19 protein-coding genes are annotated in these 20,925 nt (G+C 68.0%); 6 read left to right on the forward strand and 13 right to left on the reverse strand.

Annotation, left to right across the window (positions count from 1 at the left end):
* The first annotated feature begins 2 nt into the window (after positions 1-2).
* The 4 genes from AC1Q6V_RS17010 to moaA all read left to right on the forward strand — a co-directional run bounded on the left by AC1Q6V_RS17010 (position 3) and on the right by moaA (position 4,365).
* Positions 3-2,096, forward strand: coding sequence for an FUSC family protein (locus AC1Q6V_RS17010; protein WP_439672738.1), 2,094 nt, complete (start codon positions 3-5; stop codon positions 2,094-2,096).
* Entirely contained in the window at positions 2,083-2,295 is a 213-nt protein-coding gene (locus tag AC1Q6V_RS17015) for a DUF1656 domain-containing protein (protein WP_010814449.1), read from the forward strand. Before AC1Q6V_RS17010 ends, AC1Q6V_RS17015 begins: the two co-directional genes overlap by 14 nt.
* On the forward strand, positions 2,292-3,116 hold the full coding sequence (locus tag AC1Q6V_RS17020) for an HlyD family secretion protein (protein ID WP_058696775.1): 825 nt from the start codon (positions 2,292-2,294) through the stop codon (positions 3,114-3,116). The genes AC1Q6V_RS17015 and AC1Q6V_RS17020 overlap by 4 nt, the downstream gene beginning before the upstream one ends.
* A gap of 148 nt (positions 3,117-3,264) precedes the next feature.
* Positions 3,265-4,365 (forward strand): GTP 3',8-cyclase MoaA, encoded by a 1,101-nt coding sequence (gene moaA, locus AC1Q6V_RS17025; RefSeq protein WP_041688108.1) that lies wholly within the window; start codon positions 3,265-3,267, stop codon positions 4,363-4,365.
* Between the two features lie 24 nt (positions 4,366-4,389).
* On the opposite strand, the gene AC1Q6V_RS17030 is transcribed toward moaA, so the two are convergent.
* The 6 genes from AC1Q6V_RS17030 to AC1Q6V_RS17055 form a co-directional block, all read right to left on the reverse strand.
* Positions 4,390-4,656: a helix-turn-helix domain-containing protein gene (locus AC1Q6V_RS17030; protein WP_010814452.1), complete on the reverse strand. Its 267-nt coding sequence runs from the start codon at positions 4,654-4,656 to the stop codon at positions 4,390-4,392.
* Positions 4,643-6,097, reverse strand: a complete 1,455-nt coding sequence (locus AC1Q6V_RS17035; RefSeq protein ID WP_011617257.1) for an aminotransferase-like domain-containing protein — start codon at positions 6,095-6,097, stop codon at positions 4,643-4,645. The genes AC1Q6V_RS17030 and AC1Q6V_RS17035 overlap by 14 nt, the downstream gene beginning before the upstream one ends.
* Positions 6,098-6,166: 69 nt before the next feature.
* On the reverse strand, positions 6,167-7,378 hold the full coding sequence (locus tag AC1Q6V_RS17040; protein WP_454750046.1) for a molybdopterin molybdotransferase MoeA: 1,212 nt from the start codon (positions 7,376-7,378) through the stop codon (positions 6,167-6,169).
* Positions 7,372-8,217 carry a formate dehydrogenase accessory sulfurtransferase FdhD gene (gene fdhD / locus AC1Q6V_RS17045; RefSeq protein WP_010814455.1) on the reverse strand — a complete coding sequence of 282 codons (846 nt, stop codon included), beginning with the start codon at positions 8,215-8,217 and terminating at the stop codon, positions 7,372-7,374. The genes AC1Q6V_RS17040 and fdhD overlap by 7 nt, the downstream gene beginning before the upstream one ends.
* 134 nt (positions 8,218-8,351) lie before the next feature.
* Complete coding sequence (locus AC1Q6V_RS17050; RefSeq protein ID WP_010814456.1) at positions 8,352-10,679, reverse strand: FdhF/YdeP family oxidoreductase; 2,328 nt, start codon at positions 10,677-10,679, stop codon at positions 8,352-8,354.
* A gap of 149 nt (positions 10,680-10,828) precedes the next feature.
* Entirely contained in the window at positions 10,829-11,737 is a 909-nt protein-coding gene (locus AC1Q6V_RS17055; RefSeq protein WP_010814457.1) for a LysR family transcriptional regulator, read from the reverse strand.
* A gap of 152 nt (positions 11,738-11,889) precedes the next feature.
* Between AC1Q6V_RS17055 and AC1Q6V_RS17060 the strand changes: the two genes are divergently transcribed.
* Complete coding sequence (locus AC1Q6V_RS17060) at positions 11,890-13,071, forward strand: M20 aminoacylase family protein (RefSeq protein ID WP_439671860.1); 1,182 nt, start codon at positions 11,890-11,892, stop codon at positions 13,069-13,071.
* Between the two features lie 26 nt (positions 13,072-13,097).
* Entirely contained in the window at positions 13,098-14,108 is a 1,011-nt protein-coding gene (locus AC1Q6V_RS17065; RefSeq protein ID WP_010814459.1) for a tripartite tricarboxylate transporter substrate binding protein, read from the forward strand.
* Positions 14,109-14,129: 21 nt separating this feature from the next.
* Here the strand turns inward: AC1Q6V_RS17065 and AC1Q6V_RS17070 are convergent, their stop codons facing one another.
* The 7 genes from AC1Q6V_RS17070 to AC1Q6V_RS17100 form a co-directional block, all read right to left on the reverse strand.
* Positions 14,130-14,870 (reverse strand): dienelactone hydrolase family protein, encoded by a 741-nt coding sequence (locus AC1Q6V_RS17070; protein WP_234788105.1) that lies wholly within the window; start codon positions 14,868-14,870, stop codon positions 14,130-14,132.
* Between the two features lie 113 nt (positions 14,871-14,983).
* Positions 14,984-15,796, reverse strand: a complete 813-nt coding sequence (locus AC1Q6V_RS17075; RefSeq protein ID WP_010814461.1) for a helix-turn-helix domain-containing protein — start codon at positions 15,794-15,796, stop codon at positions 14,984-14,986.
* Between the two features lie 62 nt (positions 15,797-15,858).
* On the reverse strand, positions 15,859-16,515 hold the full coding sequence (locus tag AC1Q6V_RS17080; RefSeq protein WP_454750047.1) for a methionine ABC transporter permease: 657 nt from the start codon (positions 16,513-16,515) through the stop codon (positions 15,859-15,861).
* Positions 16,496-17,329: a methionine ABC transporter ATP-binding protein gene (locus AC1Q6V_RS17085; RefSeq protein ID WP_037024216.1), complete on the reverse strand. Its 834-nt coding sequence runs from the start codon at positions 17,327-17,329 to the stop codon at positions 16,496-16,498. The genes AC1Q6V_RS17080 and AC1Q6V_RS17085 overlap by 20 nt, the downstream gene beginning before the upstream one ends.
* A gap of 9 nt (positions 17,330-17,338) precedes the next feature.
* A complete protein-coding gene (locus tag AC1Q6V_RS17090; protein ID WP_010814464.1) occupies positions 17,339-18,163 on the reverse strand; it encodes a MetQ/NlpA family ABC transporter substrate-binding protein in 825 nt (274 codons plus the stop codon).
* A gap of 92 nt (positions 18,164-18,255) precedes the next feature.
* Positions 18,256-19,596 (reverse strand): LLM class flavin-dependent oxidoreductase, encoded by a 1,341-nt coding sequence (locus AC1Q6V_RS17095; protein ID WP_454750048.1) that lies wholly within the window; start codon positions 19,594-19,596, stop codon positions 18,256-18,258.
* A gap of 17 nt (positions 19,597-19,613) precedes the next feature.
* On the reverse strand, positions 19,614-20,831 hold the full coding sequence (locus tag AC1Q6V_RS17100) for an acyl-CoA dehydrogenase family protein (RefSeq protein ID WP_439669111.1): 1,218 nt from the start codon (positions 20,829-20,831) through the stop codon (positions 19,614-19,616).
* Between the last annotated feature and the right edge of the window lie 94 nt (positions 20,832-20,925).

Below are 20,925 nucleotides of genomic sequence, written 5' to 3' on the forward strand. Positions count from 1 at the left end.
CCATGCCGTCCTCTGGCCCGCTCTCCCGTCCCGCGCTGCCCGCGCGCACCGCCGGCGTGTTCGACACGCTCGCGGCAGCCTGGGCGGGACGCCCCGACCTTGCACCCTGGCTGCATTCGCTGAAGGTGTTCGGCGCGGCAATGCTGGCGCTCTACGTGGCGCTGGCGCTCGGGCTGCCGCGGCCCTACTGGGCCATGGCCACCGTCTACCTGGTGTCCAGCCCGCTGGCCGGCGCCACCTATGCCAAGGGCACCTACCGCGTCTTCGGCACGCTGCTGGGCGCGGTGTGCGCGGTGGCGCTGGTGCCCTGGCTGGTCGACGAGCCGGTGCTGCTGATGGCCGCGATCGCGTGCTGGACCGGCACCCTGCTCTACCTGTCCTTGCTGGAGCCGGCGCCGCGCAACTACATCTGCCTGCTGGCCGCCTATACGCTGCCGATCGTGGCGCTGCCGACGGTCACCAACCCGGCCACGGTCTTCGACGTGGCCCTCACCCGCATCGAGGAAATCGTCATCGGCATCGTCTGCGCCAGCGTGGTCAGCGCGGTGGTGTTTCCCTCGCGCACCACGCCGGCGCTGGCCGCGCGCGCGTCGGCGTGGCTGGACCACGCCTCGCGCTGGATCACCGACGTGCTGGCCGCCGGCGCCAGCGCGGGCCAGCGCCATGACAGCTTCAGCCTGCTGGCCGCCGATATCCTGGCAATGGAAACCCAGCTGGCGCAGCTGACCTATGAAGCCGACGGCGCCCTGACCCTGCGGCGCGCACGTGCCCTGCACCAGCGCATGACGGCCCTGCTGCCGCTGGTGCTGGCGCTGGCCGATGCCGCCGGCGCCTTGCACCGGCATCCGGCGGGCATGCCTGACACCGTCGCGCAGCGCATGCGCGCCACGCTGGCCTGGATCGCCGGCGACGCCGGCGCGTCCCGGCCGCCGCCTTCCTGGTACCCGGCAGGCACCACGCCCGCCGCACCCGCGGACTGGCATGCACGGCTGGTCGCGGCGACCTGCACCTACCTGGACGAACTGGGCGACCTCTGGCAAGACTGCCGCCTGCTGCAGGCCAGCCTGCGCCAGGGCGGGAGCGAGCCCACCGCGCTGCGCTACCGCGTGGAACCCGCCGGGCAGGCCCGGCACCATGACCACGCGCAACTGTTGTTCCGCGGCGCCACCGCCGGCTCGGCCACCTTCGTCGCGGGCCTGCTGTGGATGGTGTCAGGGTGGGTCGATGGCGCCGTCCCGGTCGGCCTGGCCGCGCTTGCCAGCTGCTTTATCGCCACCACCGCGGAGCCGCGGCTGATGGCCGGCCGGGTGATCGCGTGGAGCATCGGCTGTGCGTTGCTGTCCTGGTACTACCAGTTCGTGGTGCTGCAGCTGGCCCATGACTTTGGCTCGCTGGCCGCCCTGCTGTGCGGCCCCTACCTGGTCATCGGCGCCATGACCACGCAGCCGCGCAATGCGCTGTTCGGCGTGTTGCTGGCGGTCACGGCGGCATCGTTCCCGGGCCCGCAGCACCTGACCGCGGCAAGTTTCGCCGGCATTTTCAACAGCAGCCTGGCAAGCCTGGCGGCGCTGGTGTTCGCGGCCTTGTGGGCGGTCCTGATGCAGCCCTTCGGCCAGCAGCTGGTGGCCTACCGGCTGGCCCGGGCCAACTGGAACGAGATCGCGCTGGCGGCGCACCCGCGCGCGCCGGTCAACAGCGCGCGGCTGCGCGGCCGCATGCTGGACCGGCTGCTGCGCCAGTGGCCGCCATTGACCCGCCGCAACAATGCCAGCGGCAGGCACGCCGGCAGCGCCGTTGCCGACTTCCTGGTCGAATCCGCCGCGCTCGCGCTGCGGCGCGCCCCCGCTGGCGTGCCTGCGCCGCACCGCCGTGCCGTGGAGCGCGTGCTGGCCGGCGTGGCACGCCACTACCGCCAGTGCGCGCGCGCCGGCCATGCCAGCCCGCCCGCTCCGGCACTGGCGGCGCAGATCGACGCGGCCTTCGCGGCGCTGGCCTCGTCGGCGCACGGCAGCCCCCGCACGGCGCTGGCGGCACTGGCCACCCTGCGGCTGGCCCTGTATCCGCCTACCGAAGGAGAGCCCCATGCACGCCACTGAGTTCGACCTGTACGGCGTCTTCGTGCCGGCCACCGTGGTGTGGATGCTGGCCGCGTTCGCGGTGACCGCCGGCGTGCGCGCCGTGCTCGCCCGGATCGGCTTCTACCGCATCGTCTGGCACCGGTCCTTGTTCAATTTCTCGCTCTATATCCTTGTACTGGGCGCGCTCGTCGCGCTCCTCTGGCAGGCCCCATCATGATTCGCAAGCTTTCGCTGCTCGGCCCCGTTGCGGTGACCCTGGCGGCCGTGGTCGCCGCGGCGCTGACCGCCTGGCATTTGTGGCAGTACTACACCGAGGCGCCCTGGACCCGCGACGGCCATGTGCGCGCAGAAGTGATCCAGGTCGCGCCGGACGTGTCCGGCCTGGTCACTGCCGTGCTCGTCGGCGACAACGCCCGGGTGCAACGCGGCCAGGTCCTGTTCGTGGTGGACCAGGAGCGCTTCAGCCTGGCCCTGAAACAGGCCCAGGCCGAGGCCGCGTCGGCGCGCGCCGCGCTGGCACTGGGCCGGCGCCAGGCGGCGAACGCGGCCGCCGTGGCCGCCGCGCAGGCGCGCATCGACGAAGCCGATGCCGCGGTGGACGTGGCCAGGCTCAACCTGGCCCGCTGCCGCGTGACCAGCCCGGTCGACGGCCATGCCAGCGACCGCCTGCCGCGCGTCGGCGACTTTGCCACCCGCGGCAGGCCGGCCCTGTCGGTGGTGGCCAGCGGCTCGCAGTACGTGGAAGGCTATTTCGAGGAAACCAAGCTGCCCGCGATCCGCGTCGGCAGCGCCGCCGAAGTGCATATCATGGGCCAGCGCACTCCCTTGCGCGGACATGTGCAGAGCATTGCGCCCGGCATCGAGGACCAGGACCGCGCCATCGGGCCCAACATGCTGCCCAGCGTCAACCCGACCTTCAACTGGGTGCGCCTGGCCCAGCGCATACCGGTGCGAATCGCACTGGACCAGGTGCCCGCCGGGGTCCACCTGATCGCCGGCCAGACCGCGACGGTGCGCATCCGGGCGCCGCGCGAATGAGGCGCCCCGACGCAGCCATACCGGCCCCGCCGGAACTGTTCTGCTTCCGCTCCTGCCGATTTGTACGCCTGCCGGGCGGCGATCGGTCCCTACCATGGAGGGCATGGCATGCGCCATGCCCTACCCCATTGCCCCCGGGAGATTCGCCATGCAAGCAGCGCTTGTGCAAGAAATGCCCGCCGCCCGCAGTCTTGAGGCGCCCGAGCCGGACCACGCATCACCCGCCTGCCGGGACCAGCTGGGCCGTCCGCTGCGCGACCTGCGGCTCTCGGTGATCGACCAGTGCAACTTCCGCTGCACCTACTGCATGCCCAAGGAGCGCTTCGGGCGCGACTATCCGTTCCTGTCGCCTGAGCAGCGCCTGTCCGATGCGGAACTGCTGCGCATCGTGCGCGCCTTTGTCGGCCTGGGCGTTGAGAAAGTGCGCCTGACCGGCGGCGAGCCGCTGCTGCGCAAGGGCATCGAGTCGCTGGTCGAACGCATTGCGGCCATGCGTACCCTGGACGGCCGGCAGGTGGAAGTGGCCATGACCACCAACGGCAGCCTGCTGGCCCGCAAGGCGCGTTCGCTGCGCGACGCAGGCCTGGGCCGGGTCACGGTCAGCCTGGACAGCCTGGACGACCAGATCTTCCGCGCCATGAACGATGTCGATTTCCCGGTCGGGCGCGTGCTGGAGGGCATCGACGCGGCCATCGCGGCGGGCCTGGCACCAGTCAAGGTCAACTGCGTGGTCGAGCGCGGCACCAACGACGCGCAGGTGCTGCCGCTGGTGGAGCACTTCCGTGGCAGCGACGTCACGCTGCGCTTTATCGAATATATGGATGTGGAAGGCCCGAGCGGCTGGTCACAGTCACGCGTCGTCCCGTCCGACGAGATCCGCGGCATGGTCGAACGCGCGCATGCGCTGCTGCCGGTCACCCGGCGCGACGGCGAAACCGCCAGCAACTACCTGCTGGCGGATGGCAGCCTGAAGCTGGGTTTTATCTCCAGCGTTTCGCACCCGTTCTGCGGCGATTGCACCCGCGCACGCGTTTCGGTCGACGGTCGGCTTTACCTGTGCCTGTTCGCCACCAGCTCTGTCGACCTGCGCCAGCACCTGGGTGCCGCGCGCCCCGATGAAGCCGTTGCGGACGCGGTCCGGCAAGCCTGGCAGGCCCGCGGCGACCGCTACTCCGAGCTGCGCGCGGACCGGCTGGCCAGCGGCAAGCGCCAGTACCCGACGGTGCGCATGTCGCTGGTCGGCGGCTGAGCCGCGGGCGCGGCTCTCGGCCACTCAGTCAGGATTCGGGAAAGCCTGCGCGGCAAGCTCCGCGCCGGCTGGTGTCAGGCTCGCGTGACCGCGGCCTTCCTCGTCGATCGCCACGTCCGCCAGTCCGGCGGCCTGCAGTTGCGTCAACACGCGCCGCAGCACGCTCATTGGCAGCTGGGCCCGCTTCGCGATCTTGGCGAGCGACCAGGGGCTGCCGCCGCCCTCGCGCCCAGCCTGCCACAGGACCTGGAGCGCCGCGACCATGGCGGGATCGATATCAGCGTCTTGCATGCTCTTCCTCGCCGGGTTCCCGGCTGCGCGCCAGCAGGTGCTGCGCGATCCTGCCCAGCGTCTGCACGGCGGACTCGATTCCGGGCGACCATTCCCCGCTGTAGTTCAGCCGGATGCAATGGCGGTAAGTGGCCCCGGGCGCAAACATATGCCCGGGCGCGATGGTGATGCGGTGCTCCAGCGCGGCGTGGTACATCTCCATCGCATCGATGCCCTCCGGCAGCTGCACCCACAGCACATAGCCTCCCGCAGGGCGCGACGGGGTGGTGCCGTCCGGGAAGAACCTGCGCACCGCGGCGGCCATGATGTTGGCCTGCTGCGCATAGGCCTTGCGCACCCGCCGCAGGTGGAAGTCGTAGCCGTCGTTCTTCAGGAACTCGGCAATCGCCAGCTGCGGAATGGCGGGCGTGGTCAGCGTGTTGAGGAACTTGAGCCGTTCCACCGCCTCGCGGTAGCGGCCCGGCAGCGCCCAGCCGATCCGGTAGGCATTGGTCAGCGTCTTGGAGAACGAGGAGCAATGCAGCACGATGCCGGCCTTGTCAAACGCCTTCAATGAACTGGGATGGGCCTCGCCGTAATAGAGCTCGCCGTAGACGTCGTTCTCGATGACGGGGATGTCCTTCTCGGTCAGCATGGCCACCAGCGCGCGCTTCTTCTCATCGGGCATCTGGAAGCCGAGCGGGTTCTGGAAATTGGGCATCACCATGCAGGCGGCCACGCCCTTTTCATCGATCAGCCGCGCCAGCTCGCCGATGTCGATGCCTTCCACCGGATCGGTCGCCACCTCGATGGCGCGCATGCCCAGCCGCTCGATAGCATGGAGCATGGCGTAGAAGGTTGGCGACTCCACTGCGATGGTATCGCCCGGCCTGGCCACTGCCTGCAGGCAGAGGTTGATGGCCTCGGTCGCGCCAATGGTGACGATCACCTCGTTCGGATCGATGGCGTAGCCGTTCTCCAGGTAGCGGCGCGAGATCTGCCGGATCAGCTCGGGGCTGCCGGGCGGCAGGTCGTCGAGCATGGTCCACTTGGCATAGCGGCGCGCGATATTGTTGGCGTACTGGTTGATGCGCTGCCACGGAAACAGCGAAGGGTCCGGATAGGGCGAACCGAGCGGCACGGCATCATCGGAACGGATCGAACGCAGCGTGGAAAGCACCAGCGCGCTGACATCCACCGCCGAGGGCTTGGCACTGGGCCTGGACGGGCGCAGCTCGACCACCGGCTCGCCCGGCCGCGCGCGCACGAAATAGCCGGACTGCGGCCGGCTTTCGATGATGCCGCGGCTCTCCAGCAAGACGTAGGCCCGGATCACCGTGGTGATGCTCATGCGGTGGTGCTGGCTGGTCTGCCGCACCGAGGGAATCCGCTCGCCGGGCAACAGCACCCCCTGCTGCACCAATGCTTCTATGTCCGCAGCCAGCTTTTCATATAGTTTCACGCTGCGCTCCCCTTCCCATGTCCCTCGCGCCCGGCCGGTGCCTGGTCCGGCCCTTGCGCCGGGCTGCTGTCAGCTGAGCCAACGATGAAGATCATAGTACGGCAGGGGCACATTTTGGAGTTGTCCGGCGCATTGGGGTTCGACCCGCACAAAGCCGCTGGCCTGGCCGAGCGCCGACACCGAGGCGGCACCCTGCTGTGCATTGACCTGCACGAAGCTCTCGCGGCCGCCGAGGTTGCCGATTTCGCCCACGCGCCAGAAGGCATCGCCGCGGTGCGGGCGGGTGCCCGCCAGCGCCGCCCTGACCCGGCCTACCGGCGGGAACAGCTCCGCGCGCCCCTGCAGGCGGCGCAGCAGCGGCGTCACCAGCAGCGCGAAGGTGGCATAGGCCGCCGCCGGATTGCCGGGCAGGCATACTACGGGCTTGCCGCGCAGGCGCCCCACCGTGACCGGCTTGCCGGGCTTCATGTTGACGCCACGGCAAAGCAGCTCGCCGCCTGCCGAAGCCAGCGCCGCCGCGACCAGGTCGCGCTGGCCGACCGAGGCACCGCCGGTGACCAGCACCAGGTCGGCGTCGGCGGCAAGTTCCCGCAGCATGTCGTGCAAGGCGCGCTCGTCGTCCTGCACGTGGCGGTGGCAACTGACCACGGCGCCCATCGACTGCACCAGCGACTCGAGCATCGGGCCATTGACGTCATGCACCTGGTACACGTCGCGCGGCTCGTCGTGCGCCGCCACCTCGTCGCCCGAAGTCAGGATGGCAACCTCCACCAGCCGGCAGACCGTGGCCTCCGTCAGTCCCTGCGACGCCAGCGCGGCAATATGCCCCGCATGCAGCAGGGTTCCCGCCGACAGCAGCAGGTCGCCCCGGCGGGCGTCCTCGCCCTTGCGCCGGATATGCTGGCCCGCCACGGGTGCGCGCGCGCAGACCACGCCGCGATAGGTTTCCTCGGCATCCTCCAGCGCGACCACGGCATCGGCGCCGGGTGGAATCACGCCGCCGGTGTAGATGCGGATGGCCTGGCCGGGCAACAGCGGCTGCGGCTGCGTGCCGGCGTAGACGACCTGCTGCAGCGGCAGGCAGGCGTCAGCGCGGCAGTCTTCACAGCGCACCGCATAGCCGTCCATGGCACTGCGGTCCGCCGCGGGCGTATCCATGACCGCGGCCACGTCGCCGGCCAGCACGCGGCCGGTCAGCAGGCCCAGCCACACGGTTTCGGTCTGCCGCACGGGCTCCGCGCACATCGCGAAGACCGCCTGCGCCTCGTCAAAGTTCAGCATGCTGCGCCTCCGCGCGCGGCATCCAGTGCGGCGCCGGTATAGTCGACATAACCATCCTGGCGGCAGAAGCTGAGCAGGCGCAGACCGGCCTGCTCGGCGATGCGTATCGCCAGCGAGGTCGGCGCCGAGATCGTCGCCAGCATCTGGATATTCATGCGCGCCACCTTGCGCACCAGTTCATAGCTGGCGCGGCTGGACAGCAGCACGAAGCCGTCGTCCATCGCCACGCGCTGCATCGCCAGGTGGCCGATCAGCTTGTCCAGGCCGTTGTGGCGGCCCACATCCTCGAACACATGCAGGATCTCGCCGCCCGCATCGCACCAGGCCGCGGCGTGGACACCCCCGGTGGCCTGCATCAGCCGCTGGTGCGACGGCAGCGCCGCGACCGCGCGCTCGATCATCTCGCGCGACGGCGTGAGCCGGGTGGCCGGCTCGGGCATGCGCGCCGGCTCCAGGTCGAGCAGCTCGATGCTCTCGATGCCGCAGACGCCGCAGCCGGTGCGCCCCGCCAGCGCGCGCCGGCGGGCCCGCATGGTGGCAAAGGCGTGCTCGCTGATCTCCATCTGCACCTCGGCGCCGTGCGGGTGCACGCGCACTTCCAGGTCGTGGATCTCGGCATTGCGCCCGACGATGCCCTCGGTCAGCGAGAAGCCGACCGCGAACGCCTCCAGGTCCAGCGGCGTGGCCATCATCACGGCGTGCGAGATGCCGTTGTACACCAGCGCCACCGGGAGTTCTTCTGCCACGTTGTCCGTGGCCGGCTGCACCAAGCAGTTTTTGTGCCGCACGATGCTGCGCGCTTCATAGCCTGTGTGTTCGACCAGTTCGGTGCATTCCATGGGATCTCTCGTAAAATCATGTGCAGCGCCCGCTTGCATGCTGACGGTTTGTTCCCCTCTCCCGCTTGCGGGAGAGGGGAAGGTTCACCAGGGGTGTCAGTCGCTTGACGAGCGGTATTGCGCGCAGCGCGGGATCAGCTCGCCGCCGCGTTCTGGCGACGGGACGGCGTCAGCAACACCGGCACCGACTTCGACGTGGGCGTGCCGCAGCCATCGCCCGTGCTTTCCAGCGGCACCAGCGGATTGGTCTCGGGGTAGTACGCCCCCAGGCAGCCTTGCGGGATGTCGTATTCGACCAGCACGAAGTCCTCGACCTGGCGCTGCACGCCGTCGTCCCAGACACTGGTGATGTCCACGTGCTGGCCCGCCTTCAGGCCAAGCCGCGCCAGGTCAGCGGGGCTGATGAAGACCACCCGGCGCAGGCCGAACACGCCGCGGTAGCGGTCGTCCAGGCCATAGATCGTGGTGTTGTACTGGTCATGCGAGCGCGTCGTCATCATCACCATCAGCTTGTCGCCATACTTCTGGCGGGCCCGGCTGATGGGGGTGTCCTTGTCGATGCGGTTGACCAGGAACTGCGCCTTGCCCGACGGCGTATGCCAGACCCGGTTGCATGCCGCCGGCGTCAGGTGGAACCCGCCCGGCACCGCCACGCGCTCGTTGTAGCTCTCGAAGCCGTCGATCACCTGCTCGATGGCGTCGCGGATGCGGGCGTAGTCCTGCGCATACCAGAGCCAGTCGATCTTCTCCGAGCCCAGCGTGGCGGCCGCCATGCGCGCGACGATGGCAATCTCCGACAACAGGTGCGGCGACGCCGGCGCGTTCATGCCAAAGGAGATATGGACCATGCAGACCGAGTCCTCGACCGTCACGCCCTGCGCCACGCCGTCCTGCTGGTCGATCTCGGTGCGGCCCAGCGTCGGCAGGATCAACGACTCCCTGCCGTGCACCAGGTGGCTGCGGTTGAGCTTGGTGGCGATGTTCACGGTCAGGTCGCACTGGCGCAGGGCCTCGAAGGTGCGTGGCGTATCCGGCGTGGCGGTGGAGAAATTGCCGCCCAGTCCGACAAAGACCTTGACCTTGCCCTCGAGCATCGCCGAGATGGTGTGGACCACATCATAGCCATGCTTGCGCGGCGGCTCGAAGCCGAAGGCGGCCTGCAGGCGGTCCAGGAATTCCGGCTCGGGCTTCTCTTCGATACCCACCGTGCGGTCGCCCTGCACGTTCGAATGCCCTCGCACCGGCAGCAGCCCGGCGCCGGGGCGCCCGATGTTCCCGCGCATCATCATCAGGTTGGACAGGATCTGCACCGTCGGCACAGAGTGCTTATGCTGCGTCAGGCCCATGCCCCAGCAGGCGATCACGCGCTTGCCCTTGGCGTAGACCTGGGTCAAAGCATCGATGTCTTCCTGCGACACGCCCGACTCGGCGACGATGTCGGCCCAGCTCTCCGCGCGCAGGTCTTCGATGAAGTCGCCGTAGCCGATGGTGTGCTCGCGCACGAAATCCACGTCGATCAGGCGCTCGCGGCCGTGCCGGATGGCCTCTTGGTCGAGTTCGTCCAGGCGCTTGGCCATGCCCTTGATCAAGGCAAAGTCGCCGCCCAGCTTGGGCTGCACGAACATCGAGGCGATCTTGGTGCTGGAGCCGGTCAGCATCTCCACCGGGTGCTGCGGGCTGGTGAAGCGCTCCACGCCGCGTTCGCGCAGCGGGTTGATCGAAACGATGGTGGCGCCGCGCCGCGCGCATTCGCGCAGCTCGCCCAGCATGCGCGGATGGTTGGTGGCCGCGTTGTGGCCGAACAGCAGGATGGTGTCGGCATGCTCGAAATCATCCAGCACCACGGTGGCCTTGCCCACGCCGATGGTCGGCGGCAGGCCCCGGCTGGTGGCCTCGTGGCACATGTTCGAGCAGTCGGGGAAGTTGTTGGTGCCATAGGCACGCACGAACAGCTGGTAGAGGAATGCGGCCTCGTTGCTGGCGCGCCCCGACGTATAGAATGCGGCCTGGTTCGGGTCCGGCAGCGCGCGCAGGTGGCGCCCGATCAGCGCAAAGGCCTCGTCCCAGGCGATCGCACGGTACTTGTCGGTCTGCGCGTCATAGACCATGGGGTGCGTCAGCCGCCCGTGCTGCTCAAGCTCATAGTCCGTCTGCGCCATCAGCGACGTCACCGTGTGCTGCGCAAAGAACTCGGGGGTCACGCGCATGCTGGTGGACTCGGCGGCCACGGCCTTGACGCCGTTCTCGCAGAACTCGAAGGTGGAGGCGTGCTGCCGGTCCGGCCAGGCACAGCCGGGGCAGTCGAAGCCATCGGCCTGGTTCTGCTTGAACAGCATCTTGTACTTGCCACCGGCAACCTTCTCCTTGATCAGGTTGATGGCAACGTACTTCAACGCACCCCAGCCGGCGGCGGGGTGGGTGTAGGGGGCGATGTGGCCTTTTTCAGGGGTCGGGGAGCTCATTGGCGTGGTGTCCTGTAACGACGGGGGCGCTGTCCGGCGGCCTGCCAGTGCTGCGGCGGGGACCGGATCGTTGCGGTGTCACCAGATTAGATTTCCCGGGTGCCCCCGGGTACATACAAAGGGGCGCTTGCCCGGGGAGCACAGTTGCTTCAGACCAGCGGGAACGCCTTCACCACATGCCGCAGCAGGCTGTCGGCCACCGGGGACAGGTGCCGGCCGGTCCGGGTGATGATGTGGATGCGGCTGTTGTTCAGGATGGGATTTGCCAGCGGCAGCGACACCAGTTGCCTGAACTGCGGCTCCTTCAGCGCCACCGAGCGTGCCGTCATGATGTAGCCCAGCCCCATCGCTGCATATTCCCACAGCACCTTGAACGAGTTGGTGACAAGCATCGGCTTCAGGGTGACGTGCTCGTCCAGCTCCGCCGCCTGGATATGCTTGCGCACACCAAACGATTCCGTCAGCGCCGCTCCCTGGTGCGGCGCCAGGTCCGCCAGCGTCAGTGCGCGGCGCTTGCGCGCCAGCGGGTGGTCTTTACGCACATGCACGCGGATCGGCGACAGCCGTGAATAGTGCGAGCGCAGGCGCACATCGTCGGGCGGCTGAAAGACGAAGCCGACATGCGCCAGGTCCTCCAGGATATGCCGGACCGTTTCATCGGTGCCGGCCACCTGGATGCTGCAGCTCACGTCGGGATGCTTGCGCAGGAAGCCCTGCAGCACGGGCTCCAGCACCAGGTCGACGAAGCCTTCGCCAAAGACCAGCTCCACGTGGCCGCGCCGCGCATTCTTCAGGTTGTTGACCTCGGCCAGGAAGGTATCGTTCAGGTCCTGCTGGCGCCGGGCAAACAGCGCCAGCAGGCGCCCGGCATCGGTGGCGACAACACCCCGGCCGCGCCGCTCAAGCAAAGTCAGCCCGGTTTCCTGCTCCAGTTTCGCCACGGCGCGGCTCACTACGGACGGGTCCAGCTCAAGCACCTCGGCCGCGCCGCGCACCGTGCCGGTCTCGATGATCTGCAGCAAGCACAGCGCCCGCTTGCGGTCCAGCACATCTTCCATGTCTTCCTCCTCTGGCTCGTGCCGCCCCCTCAGGACGGCAGCACGGACTTTTTAATGTTGCAAATTATGCAACGTTTCTGCCTCATCATTGTCATGGTTTCGGCAAGCGCCTGCGTAGAGAATGCTGTGGACGACCACGCTCCGATACCGCCATGAACCAGGCCCCGCTTGCCGAACTGCACCAATCCATCCAGACCCTGTCGCCGGAGTTCGTTGAGATCCGCCGAAAGATCCATGCGCACCCCGAACTGGCCTTTGAAGAGCGCCAGACCAGCGACCTGGTCGCCGGACGGCTGGCGGCATGGGGCTACGAGGTGCATCGCGGCATGGGCACCACCGGCGTCGTGGGCAGGCTAAGGAAGGGGCAAGGCAGCAAGGCGCTGGGCATCCGCGCCGACATGGACGCGCTGCCGATTCAGGAGAAGACCGGCCTTGACTACGCCAGCACCATCGCCGGCAAGATGCACGCCTGCGGCCATGACGGGCACACGGCGATCCTGCTGTGTGCCGCCAGGTACGTGTCCGAGTCCGTTGATTTCAATGGCACGCTCAACCTGATCTTCCAGCCGGCCGAGGAGAACGAAGGCGGTGCGCTGCGCATGCTGGACGATGGGCTGTTCGAGCAATTCCCCTGCGACGAAATCTATGCGCTGCACAATTCCCCGGGGCTGCCGGTCGGCCAGATCGGGGTCATCGCCGGCCCTGCCATGGCCTCGTTCGACCGCGCCACGGTCACGCTGCGCGGCCGCGGCGCCCATGGCGCCATGCCTCATCATGGCATCGACGCCATGCAGTGCGCCGCCAGCATCGTGCTTGGACTGCAATCGATCGTCAGCCGCGAGATCGATGCGCTCAAGTCCGCGGTCATTACCGTAGGCTCCATCCAGGCTGGCACCACCTACAACGTCGTGCCCGACAGCGCAACGATCAAGATCGGCGTGCGCACGCTGGACCCGCAGGTGCGTACGCTGGTCGAAGCGCGCATCAGCGAATTTGTCGCCGCACAGGCCCAGAGCTTCCGGCTGCAATCCGAGGTCGTCTACGAACGCAAGTACCCGGTACTGGTCAACCACGACGCGCAGACCGAGCGCGCGCGCCAGGCCGCGATCCGGCTGGTGGGCGCGGACAACGTGGTCGAGCGCCCGCCGGTGATGGGCAGCGAAGACTTCGCCTACATGCTGGAGCACCGGCCCGGTGCCTACATCCGGCTCGGCAACGGCCTGGGCGAGGATGGTGGTTGCATGGTCCACAACCCCCTGTACGACTTCAATGACAAGGCCCTGCCTGTCGGCGCCGCATTCTGGGCGCACCTGACGCAAAGCTATCTGGTTTGAACAACAATTCTTCGGGGACATCCACCATGGCTTCACTGAACCGCCGCCGCTTCCTTCAATATGCCGGTGTTTCCGCCGGCACCTCCGTGCTGGCCAGCCTGCCGGCCTTTGCCGCAGACAACTTCCCCGCCAAGTCGCTGTCCCTGGTGGTCCCCTACCCGGCCGGCGGTGCCAGCGACACTTCGGCGCGCATCTTCGGGGAATCCATCAGCAAGAGCGTCGGGCAGCAGGTGGTCGTCGAGAACTACGGCGGCGGCACCGGGCTGATCGGCGCCAACAAGGTGCTGGGCGCACCGGCCGATGGCTACACCTTCTTCCACGGCTCGATCAACGAGGTCTTCCTGGCTCCCATGCTCAACCCGGCGGCGCGCTACAAGCCGCAGGACTTCCAGCTGGCCGCGCCCATCAGCGACGCCAACATCGTGCTGATGGTCAGGAACGGCATTGCCGTGGATACCCTGGACAATTTCCTGGACTATGCGAAGAAAAGCAAGGGGAAACCGCTGACCTACGCCACGGTCGGCATCGACTCCATCTATCACCTCATGGGCGATGCGCTGGCTGCCCGGCTCGGCGTGCCCTTCCTGCACGTGCCGTACAAGGGCGGCGCTCCAGCGCTGCAAGGCCTTGCCGGCGGGGAGGTCGACTTTGCCATCCTGCCCTACCAATCCAGTTTCGACAGCATGCAGCAACAGGGCCGGCTGAAGGTGCTGAGTAGCTTCGCCAAGGCCCTGCCCCCGGCGCTCAAGCATATTCCGCTGATCTCGCAAAGCCGGCTGGTGCCCGACTTCGAGTACTCGATCGGCGGCGGCTACTTCGTCAGGCAGGGCACGCCCGCCAGCCGGGTGGCAGTGCTGCGCAAGGCGATTGGCGAAGCCCTGGCCAAGCCCGAGATCCGGGCCAAGCTCGAAGCCGAGGGACGTACGGTCGCACAGCCGATCAACAGCCAGGAGCAGGCGAATCAGGTCTTCGACCAGTACCTGGGACGTGTCACGCAACTGATCCGGAACGTGGGCCGCAAGACCAACGCGTCCTGAAGTCATGTCGCAGCGCGCGCCTTAGCTGGCCGGCCAGGCTGCCTTGGGTGACACACCCGGGGCAAGCCGTTCCGCCAGGAAGGCCTGCATTGCCGCCCAGGACCGGCGGTCCGCCGCCGCATCATAGGCAATGCCACGATCCGGAAGATTCGCCCCCTCGAACGTGAATGCATGCAGGGCATGGCCATAGGCATGCAGCTGCCAGTCGGCGCCGGCGCCGGTCAGCTCCCCTGCAATGCCGAGAACATCGTTCGGCGGCGCGACCGGGTCTTCCCAACCATGCAGGAGCAGGATGCTGGAAGTGATGGGTGCTTGCGGGCCGATCCGCGGCGGTTGAAGCACCCCGTGGAAGCTGACGGTAGCCAGCAGGTTCGGCGGGGCCGCGCGCGCCAGGTCCAGGGCGCACAGGCCGCCGAAGCAATACCCAAGCGCAGCCATCCGCTGCGCATCGACCCCGGGAAACCTGGTGGCCGCATCGAACCCGGCCAGCAGGCGCCGGCGCAACAAGCGGCGATCGGCCATCATCGGGCCCATGAGATGCGCGTTGTCTCCCAGCTCGTCACCACGGACGCCCTTGCCGTACACGTCTGCGGCAAAGCAGATGTAGCCCAATGCCGCAAGCCGGTCGGCGCAGCAGCGCATCGCGGCGTTGAGTCCGCTCCATTCGTGGGCCAGCAGCACGCACGGCGTGCGTTGGGCCAGCCCGGCGGGCCGCGCTACATACCCTTCGAAGACAGTCGTGCCATCCGTGTATTCGACCAACGATTGTTCCAGCGGCAGATTCCCAGCGTCCATAGCATTCTCCTTTTGAGCCGCCAGCATGCGGCAGGCGGGGAACGCTGTATTGAACGTTTGGGACGCCAGGTGTTGCGTCGTCAGAGATAGAAGGCCGGGGCATCGTCTGGCAGGCGTCCGAAGTACTCGGCGAGCGGCGATGGCCCGTTGCGCGCATAGTCGCCCGGCGTCTGGGCCAGGCGCCGCCGCCAGCTCCGTATCTGATGTGGCTGATCGCTATAGCCTGACAGCGCGTCGCCCGCGCCGCGCTGCACCGCCTGGATGCTGGACTGCAGTCGCTCCAGGTCCATCAACTGCTTGGGGCCAACGCCAAGGTGCCGCTCGAACCAGCGGTTCAGCTGGCGCCGGTTGACGGCGGTCAGGCTGGCGACTTCCTGCACTTGCCGTCCCTGGCGCAGCAGCGCATGCGCCGCCCTGATCGTCGCCAGTTCCGCAGCCGGCCGGATAGCCGTCATGCGTCGCAGCAACCACGCGTCCAGCTGGCAGGCAACCCTCGCCGGGGTCCAGGCGGCGCTCAGGTCGGCGCTGAGCGCATGGGTCGCGCCATCGCCAAGGTATCCGGCCAGATCCAGCAGCTGATCCTTGCAGTCCGGCCCGATGCCGGGGAACAGCCGCGCCAGGCCCGCGCCACTCAGCATCGCCATGACGAAATAGGTGTCCGGCCACGACCGCCATTGCCGGCTGGTCGACTGGAAGCCCAGCAGCGACACCTGCGGCACGGTCGGGCCGCCCTCCATCGCGTTCGGGCGTCCGAAGTTGATCGAGAGCACCGACCCCGGGTACGGGCAGGTCACGATCCGCCTGCCCGCGTAAACACCCGCCAGGTCCTCGACGAACCAGTAGCCGTTGACGTAGGGCGCCAGGGCGGCGCAAGGAGCAATCACCTGGAACATAGCGGACGTGTCGTGGCATGCGCCGGAAACAGGACAGCCGTACCTTTATCACAAAGCGTCGACTAGCGCCGGTGGTCGAACCGCCGCGCCAGCCGTTCACCGGCAAACTGCACCAGCGTGACCAGCGTCACCAGGATCGCGATCACATGGAACATCACGGCGGTCTCGTAGCGTTCGTAGCCATAGCGGATCGCCAGATCACCCAGCCCGCCGGCGCCGACCGCGCCCGCCATCGCCGACGAACCGATCATGGCGATCACGGTCACGGTGGCGCCGCCGATGATCGCGGGCATCGCCTCCGGCAGCAGCACGTGGCGCACGATATGCCAGCGGCGGCATCCCATGGCTCGGGCCGCCTCGACAAGCCCCGTGTCGATCTCATTGAGTGCAACCTGCGAGATGCGCGCGAAGAACGGTATCAGGTGGGCGCTCAGCGGCACCACCGCCGCCCACGTGCCCATGGTGGTGCCGACGATCATGCGCGTCACCGGAAGCATCGCGACCAGCAGGATGATGAAGGGAATCGAGCGGAACATGTTCACCAGCACCGACAAGCTCCGGTGCAGCCGCGGCCGCGGCGCCAGGCCGCCGGGAGCGGTCATGGTGAGCACGAGGGCCAGCACCATGCCGGCAGCGAACACCACGGCGCACGCGCTGGTGGTCATCAGCAGGGTCTCGCCCAGTGCCTTGAAATACTTGTCAGCCATTGGCAACAGCACGATGTGCAGTCTCCTGTCTGGTTGTGTCCGGCACGGCGGCCATGCGGTGCCGCAATGGCCGCAGCAGCGCGATGGTGGCTTCCGCGTGCGGCTCGGCAAACACCTTCCAGACGGGGCCATGCTCGATGACGTGGCCGTGGTCGAGCACCAGCACGCGGTCGCAGGCTTCACTGATCACCGCCATGTCGTGCGTGATCAGCACCACGGTCAGCCCCAGCCGCTGGTTGATGTCGCGCAGCAGCGCCAGGATCTGTTCAGTGGTCTCCGGGTCCAGCGCGGAAGTGGCCTCATCGCACAGCAGGATCTCGGGCCGGTGCACCAGCGCACGGGCGATGCCCACGCGCTGCTTCTGCCCGCCGGACAGCATCGCGGGATAGGCACGCGCCTTGTCGGTCAGCCCGACCAGGTCCAGCAGCTCCATCACACGGACCGCGATCTCGTGGCGCGGCACACCCGCCACGCGCAGCGGCAGCGCGACGTTGTCGAATACGGTCTTGGCCGACAGCAGGTTGAAGTGCTGGAAGATCATGCCGATCCGGCGCCGCAGCGTCACCAGCCCGTTCTCGTCCAGCAGGCCGATATCGGTGCCGTCGATGCGGACGTGGCCGGTGTCGGGACGCTCCAGCATGTTGATGGTACGCAGCAGCGTCGACTTGCCGGCGCCGCTGCGTCCGATGATGCCGAAGCGCTCGCCGCGGCCAATGGTGAAGGAAATATCGGCCAGCGCGGGGGCGCCTGCCCCCGCGTAGGTCTTGCCGATCCCCGCGAACACGATATGCGGCGCGGATTCGCGCAACGGTAGGACAGCGTGCATGCTGGCTCGTCAGAAGGCAGGGATCACGGAACCCTGGTATTTGGTCTGGATGAACTTGCGCACCTCGTCGGACTGATAGGCCTTGACCAGCCGCGCGACCCACGGCGCGCCCTTGTCCTTCTCGCGCACGGCAATCACGTTCACGTACGGGTTGTGCTCCCTCTTTTCCACCGCGATGCCGTCGCGCGTGGCGATCAGGCCGGCCTGGTACGCAAAGGTATTGACGATGGCGGCCGCATCGACGTCTGGCAGCGCGCGCGGCAGCACCACCGAGGCGCTTTCCACGAACTCCAGCTTCCTCGGGTTGGCCGTGATGTCGGCCAGCGACGCCGTGCCGGTATAGGGATCGAAACCATCCTTGAGCTTGACCAGCCCGTGGTCGCGCAGGATCACCAGCGCGCGCGTCTGGTTGCTCGGGTCGTTCGGGATGCCGATGCGCGCGCCGTTGGGCAGCGCCTCCAGCGACTTGACTTTGCGCGAATAGAACGCGATCGGCGAGATCAGCGTATCGCCGACATTGACGATCTTGTAGCCCCGCTGCCGGACCTGGTCGCGCAGGAACGGGATGTGCTGGAAGGCATTGGCATCGAGGTCGCCATTGTTGAGGGCCTCGTTGGGGCTGGCGGTGCCGGTGATGACGATGGTCTGCACCTTCAGCCCCTGCTTGTCGGCGACGCGCGTCACCACTTCCCAGATCTCTTCGTCGACCCCGCCGCGCACGCCGACCTTGAGTGGCCGGTCGCTGGCTTGCGCGTGGGCGTTGCCGATGGAGAGCGTGGCAAGCGCCGTCAGCGCGGCGAGTGCGAGGGTGGCAAGGAAAGGGCGTCGTGTCATGGCAGGTGGGCAGTGATAAGGAAGGACCAGTCTAAGAAGCGCCCGTTGCCCAGTCCACGAAGGAATACGACGTAGCAAATGCGGACTTCTGCTTACGCCGCAGCCTGCGCCGGTACCCGTCCCGCGGGCCGTTCGCGGCCCAGGTGCGAGCGCAGCGTGGTACCCGCGTACGCAGTGCGGAAAATGCCGCGCCGCTGCAGGATCGGCACCACGCCATCGACGAAGGCCTGCAGCCCGTCGGGCAGCGCATCGGGCATCAGGTTGAAGCCGTCCGCGGCACCATGGCGGAACCAGTGTTCGATATCGTCGGCCACCTGCTCCGGCGTGCCCACGATCACGCGGTGGCCGCCGCCGCCCGCCAGCTCGCGGATCAGCGCCCGCACCGTCAGGTTCTGGCGCTGCGCCACCGCCACGGTGGCGCGGAAGAAGGTGTGGTTGCCGTTGGCCGGCAGCACCAGGTCATCTGGCAGCGGCGCGTCCAGGCTCAGCCGTTCCACCGGGATGCCTAGTGTGCCGGCCAGCCGCACCAGGCTGTAGTCCCACGGAATCAGGTCGACCAGCTCGTCGCGGCGCTGCCGCGCCTGCGCCTCGGTGGCGCCGATGATGGTGGTCAGCCCCGGCAACACCTTGACCGCGTGCGGGCCGCGGCCCAGCGCTTCGGCACGTGCGTTGATCTCGCGCTTGTAGGCCAGCGACTCCTCGAACGACTGCGACGCGGAGAACACCGCCTCGGCATGCCGCGCGGCCAGCTTGCGCCCGTCGCTGGAGCCGCCGGCCTGGAACAGCACCGGATGGCCCTGCGGCGGCCGCGGCAGGTTCAGCGGGCCCTGCACGTCGAAGAAGGTGCCATGGTGCGCCACCGGCTGCAGCCTGGCGGTATCGACAAAGCGCCCGTCGTGCTTGTCGCCGATCAGGGCATCATCTTCCCAGCTGTCCCACAGCGCCTTGACAAGATCCGTGAACTCGTCGGCACGCGCATAGCGCTGTCCGTGGTCCGGCGGCGCGGCGCGGCCGAAGTTGCGTGCCGAGCCGGCATCCGCCGTGGTCACCACGTTCCAGCCCGCGCGGCCGCCACTGACATGGTCCAGCGTGGCAAAGCGCCGCGCGATGTTATAGGGCTCGTTGTAGCTGGTGGAGGCCGTGGCCACCAGTCCGATATGGGTAGTCGCCGCGGCGACGCAGGCCAGCAGCAGGGTCGGCTCCAGCGCCGTGATCGGCCGGAAATGGATCTGGTCGGCGATCGACGCATTGTCGGCCAGGAAGATCGCGTCAAACTTCCCCGCTTCAGCGATGCGTGCCAGGCGGATGTAGTGCTGCACGTCCACGAACGCACGCGGGTCGCTGGCGGGCAGGCGCCACGCCGACGGCACGAAGCCGGAATGGAGCGCGTTGATATTCAGGTGCAGCTGGCGCTGCGGTGAGCTTGTTGTCATCGTTCGCCTCCGGCGGCTCAGAACACCCGGCCTTCGGCCAGGTGCGTGGTGTCGCCGTTCAGGTGGTAGGCGCCGACCACGCGCGCCTTGTGCAGCAGCGGGTTGTGGCTGAAGATCGTGCGCAGGTTGCGCCAGTGCCGGTCGAAGTTGTGCTGCCTGGCGGTGGCCGAGGCGCCGCCGGCCTCGAACATGCGCTCGGCCACGTGCAGCGCCAGCTTGCTGACCACCAGCTGGGTCTGCGCGGTGGCCAGCGCGCCGGCCAGGACCAGCGCTTCGGCGTCTTCGGAGCGTGCCAGCAGCGCATCGGCCGAGCGGTCCAGTGCGCGCGCATTTTCACGCACGAGTGCGTCGATGGCATGGCTGTGCGCGGCCAGGTCGCCGATCACCTGCTGGATGAAATGGTCTTCGCGTGCCGAGGATGCCGGGCTGTGCAGCACCGGACGGCCATGCTCGCGCACATAGCGCAAGGCATCGGCCCAGGCATTGCGCACGATCCCCGCCGCCACCGCCACCAGGTGCAGCTGGCGCAGCGCGCCGCAGTGACGACCGACCAGCGTGCTGTTGGCGCGCCGCGTCACTTCATCGGCGAGCACCTGCACATCGTCCAGCACCAGGCTGCCGCTGGCGGTCATGCGCTGGCCCATGCCGTCCCAGTCGTCAACGACGTTGAAGCCGGGGCGATCGGTCGGGATGATGATCGAGGCATCGGCGCCATCGGCATCCTTTACATTGATGCGGGCGTAGTCGGCAAAGGCTGTGCCGGTGGAGTAATACTTCTTGCCGCTCAGGCGGTAGTGCCCGCCGTCGCGCCGCAGCGCCGTGCTGATTTCACCGGGACGCGACGTGCCGCGTTCGGTGGAGGCACCGCCGAAGATCGCGCCCCCGACAATGCGCTGCACCTGCAGGTCATTGAACGCCGAGCGCGGCGCCAGGCGCAGCGACTCGGTCTGGTCGAAGTGGATGCGCAGCGCGTGCGCGACGTTCGATTCCTCCGCGGCAAGCGCGGCAATGACCTCGAACAGGTCGGCCAGCGAGCCGCCCAGGCCACCCTGCTCCACCGGGAACCGGAGCACGCCAAGCCCGGACTCGCGAAACAGCGCGAAGGCCTCATAGGGCAGCAGCCGCCGTGCCTCGCGGGCGGCCGCGTCGACGCCAATCTTCCGCGCCAGCGCCGGCACGGCGTCCAGCGCGGCGCGCAGCGCGTGCCGCGCATCGAAGTCCAACGGGGCATTCATAAAGGATTCCTTCCTTGCGGATGAGCAGGCTCACAAGATAGGGAACCCTGCATCACACGTGAACGAATGAATGCCTATATCGTTATCTACCCAA

The organism is Cupriavidus sp. GW823-FHT07B10 (genome assembly GCF_058794355.1).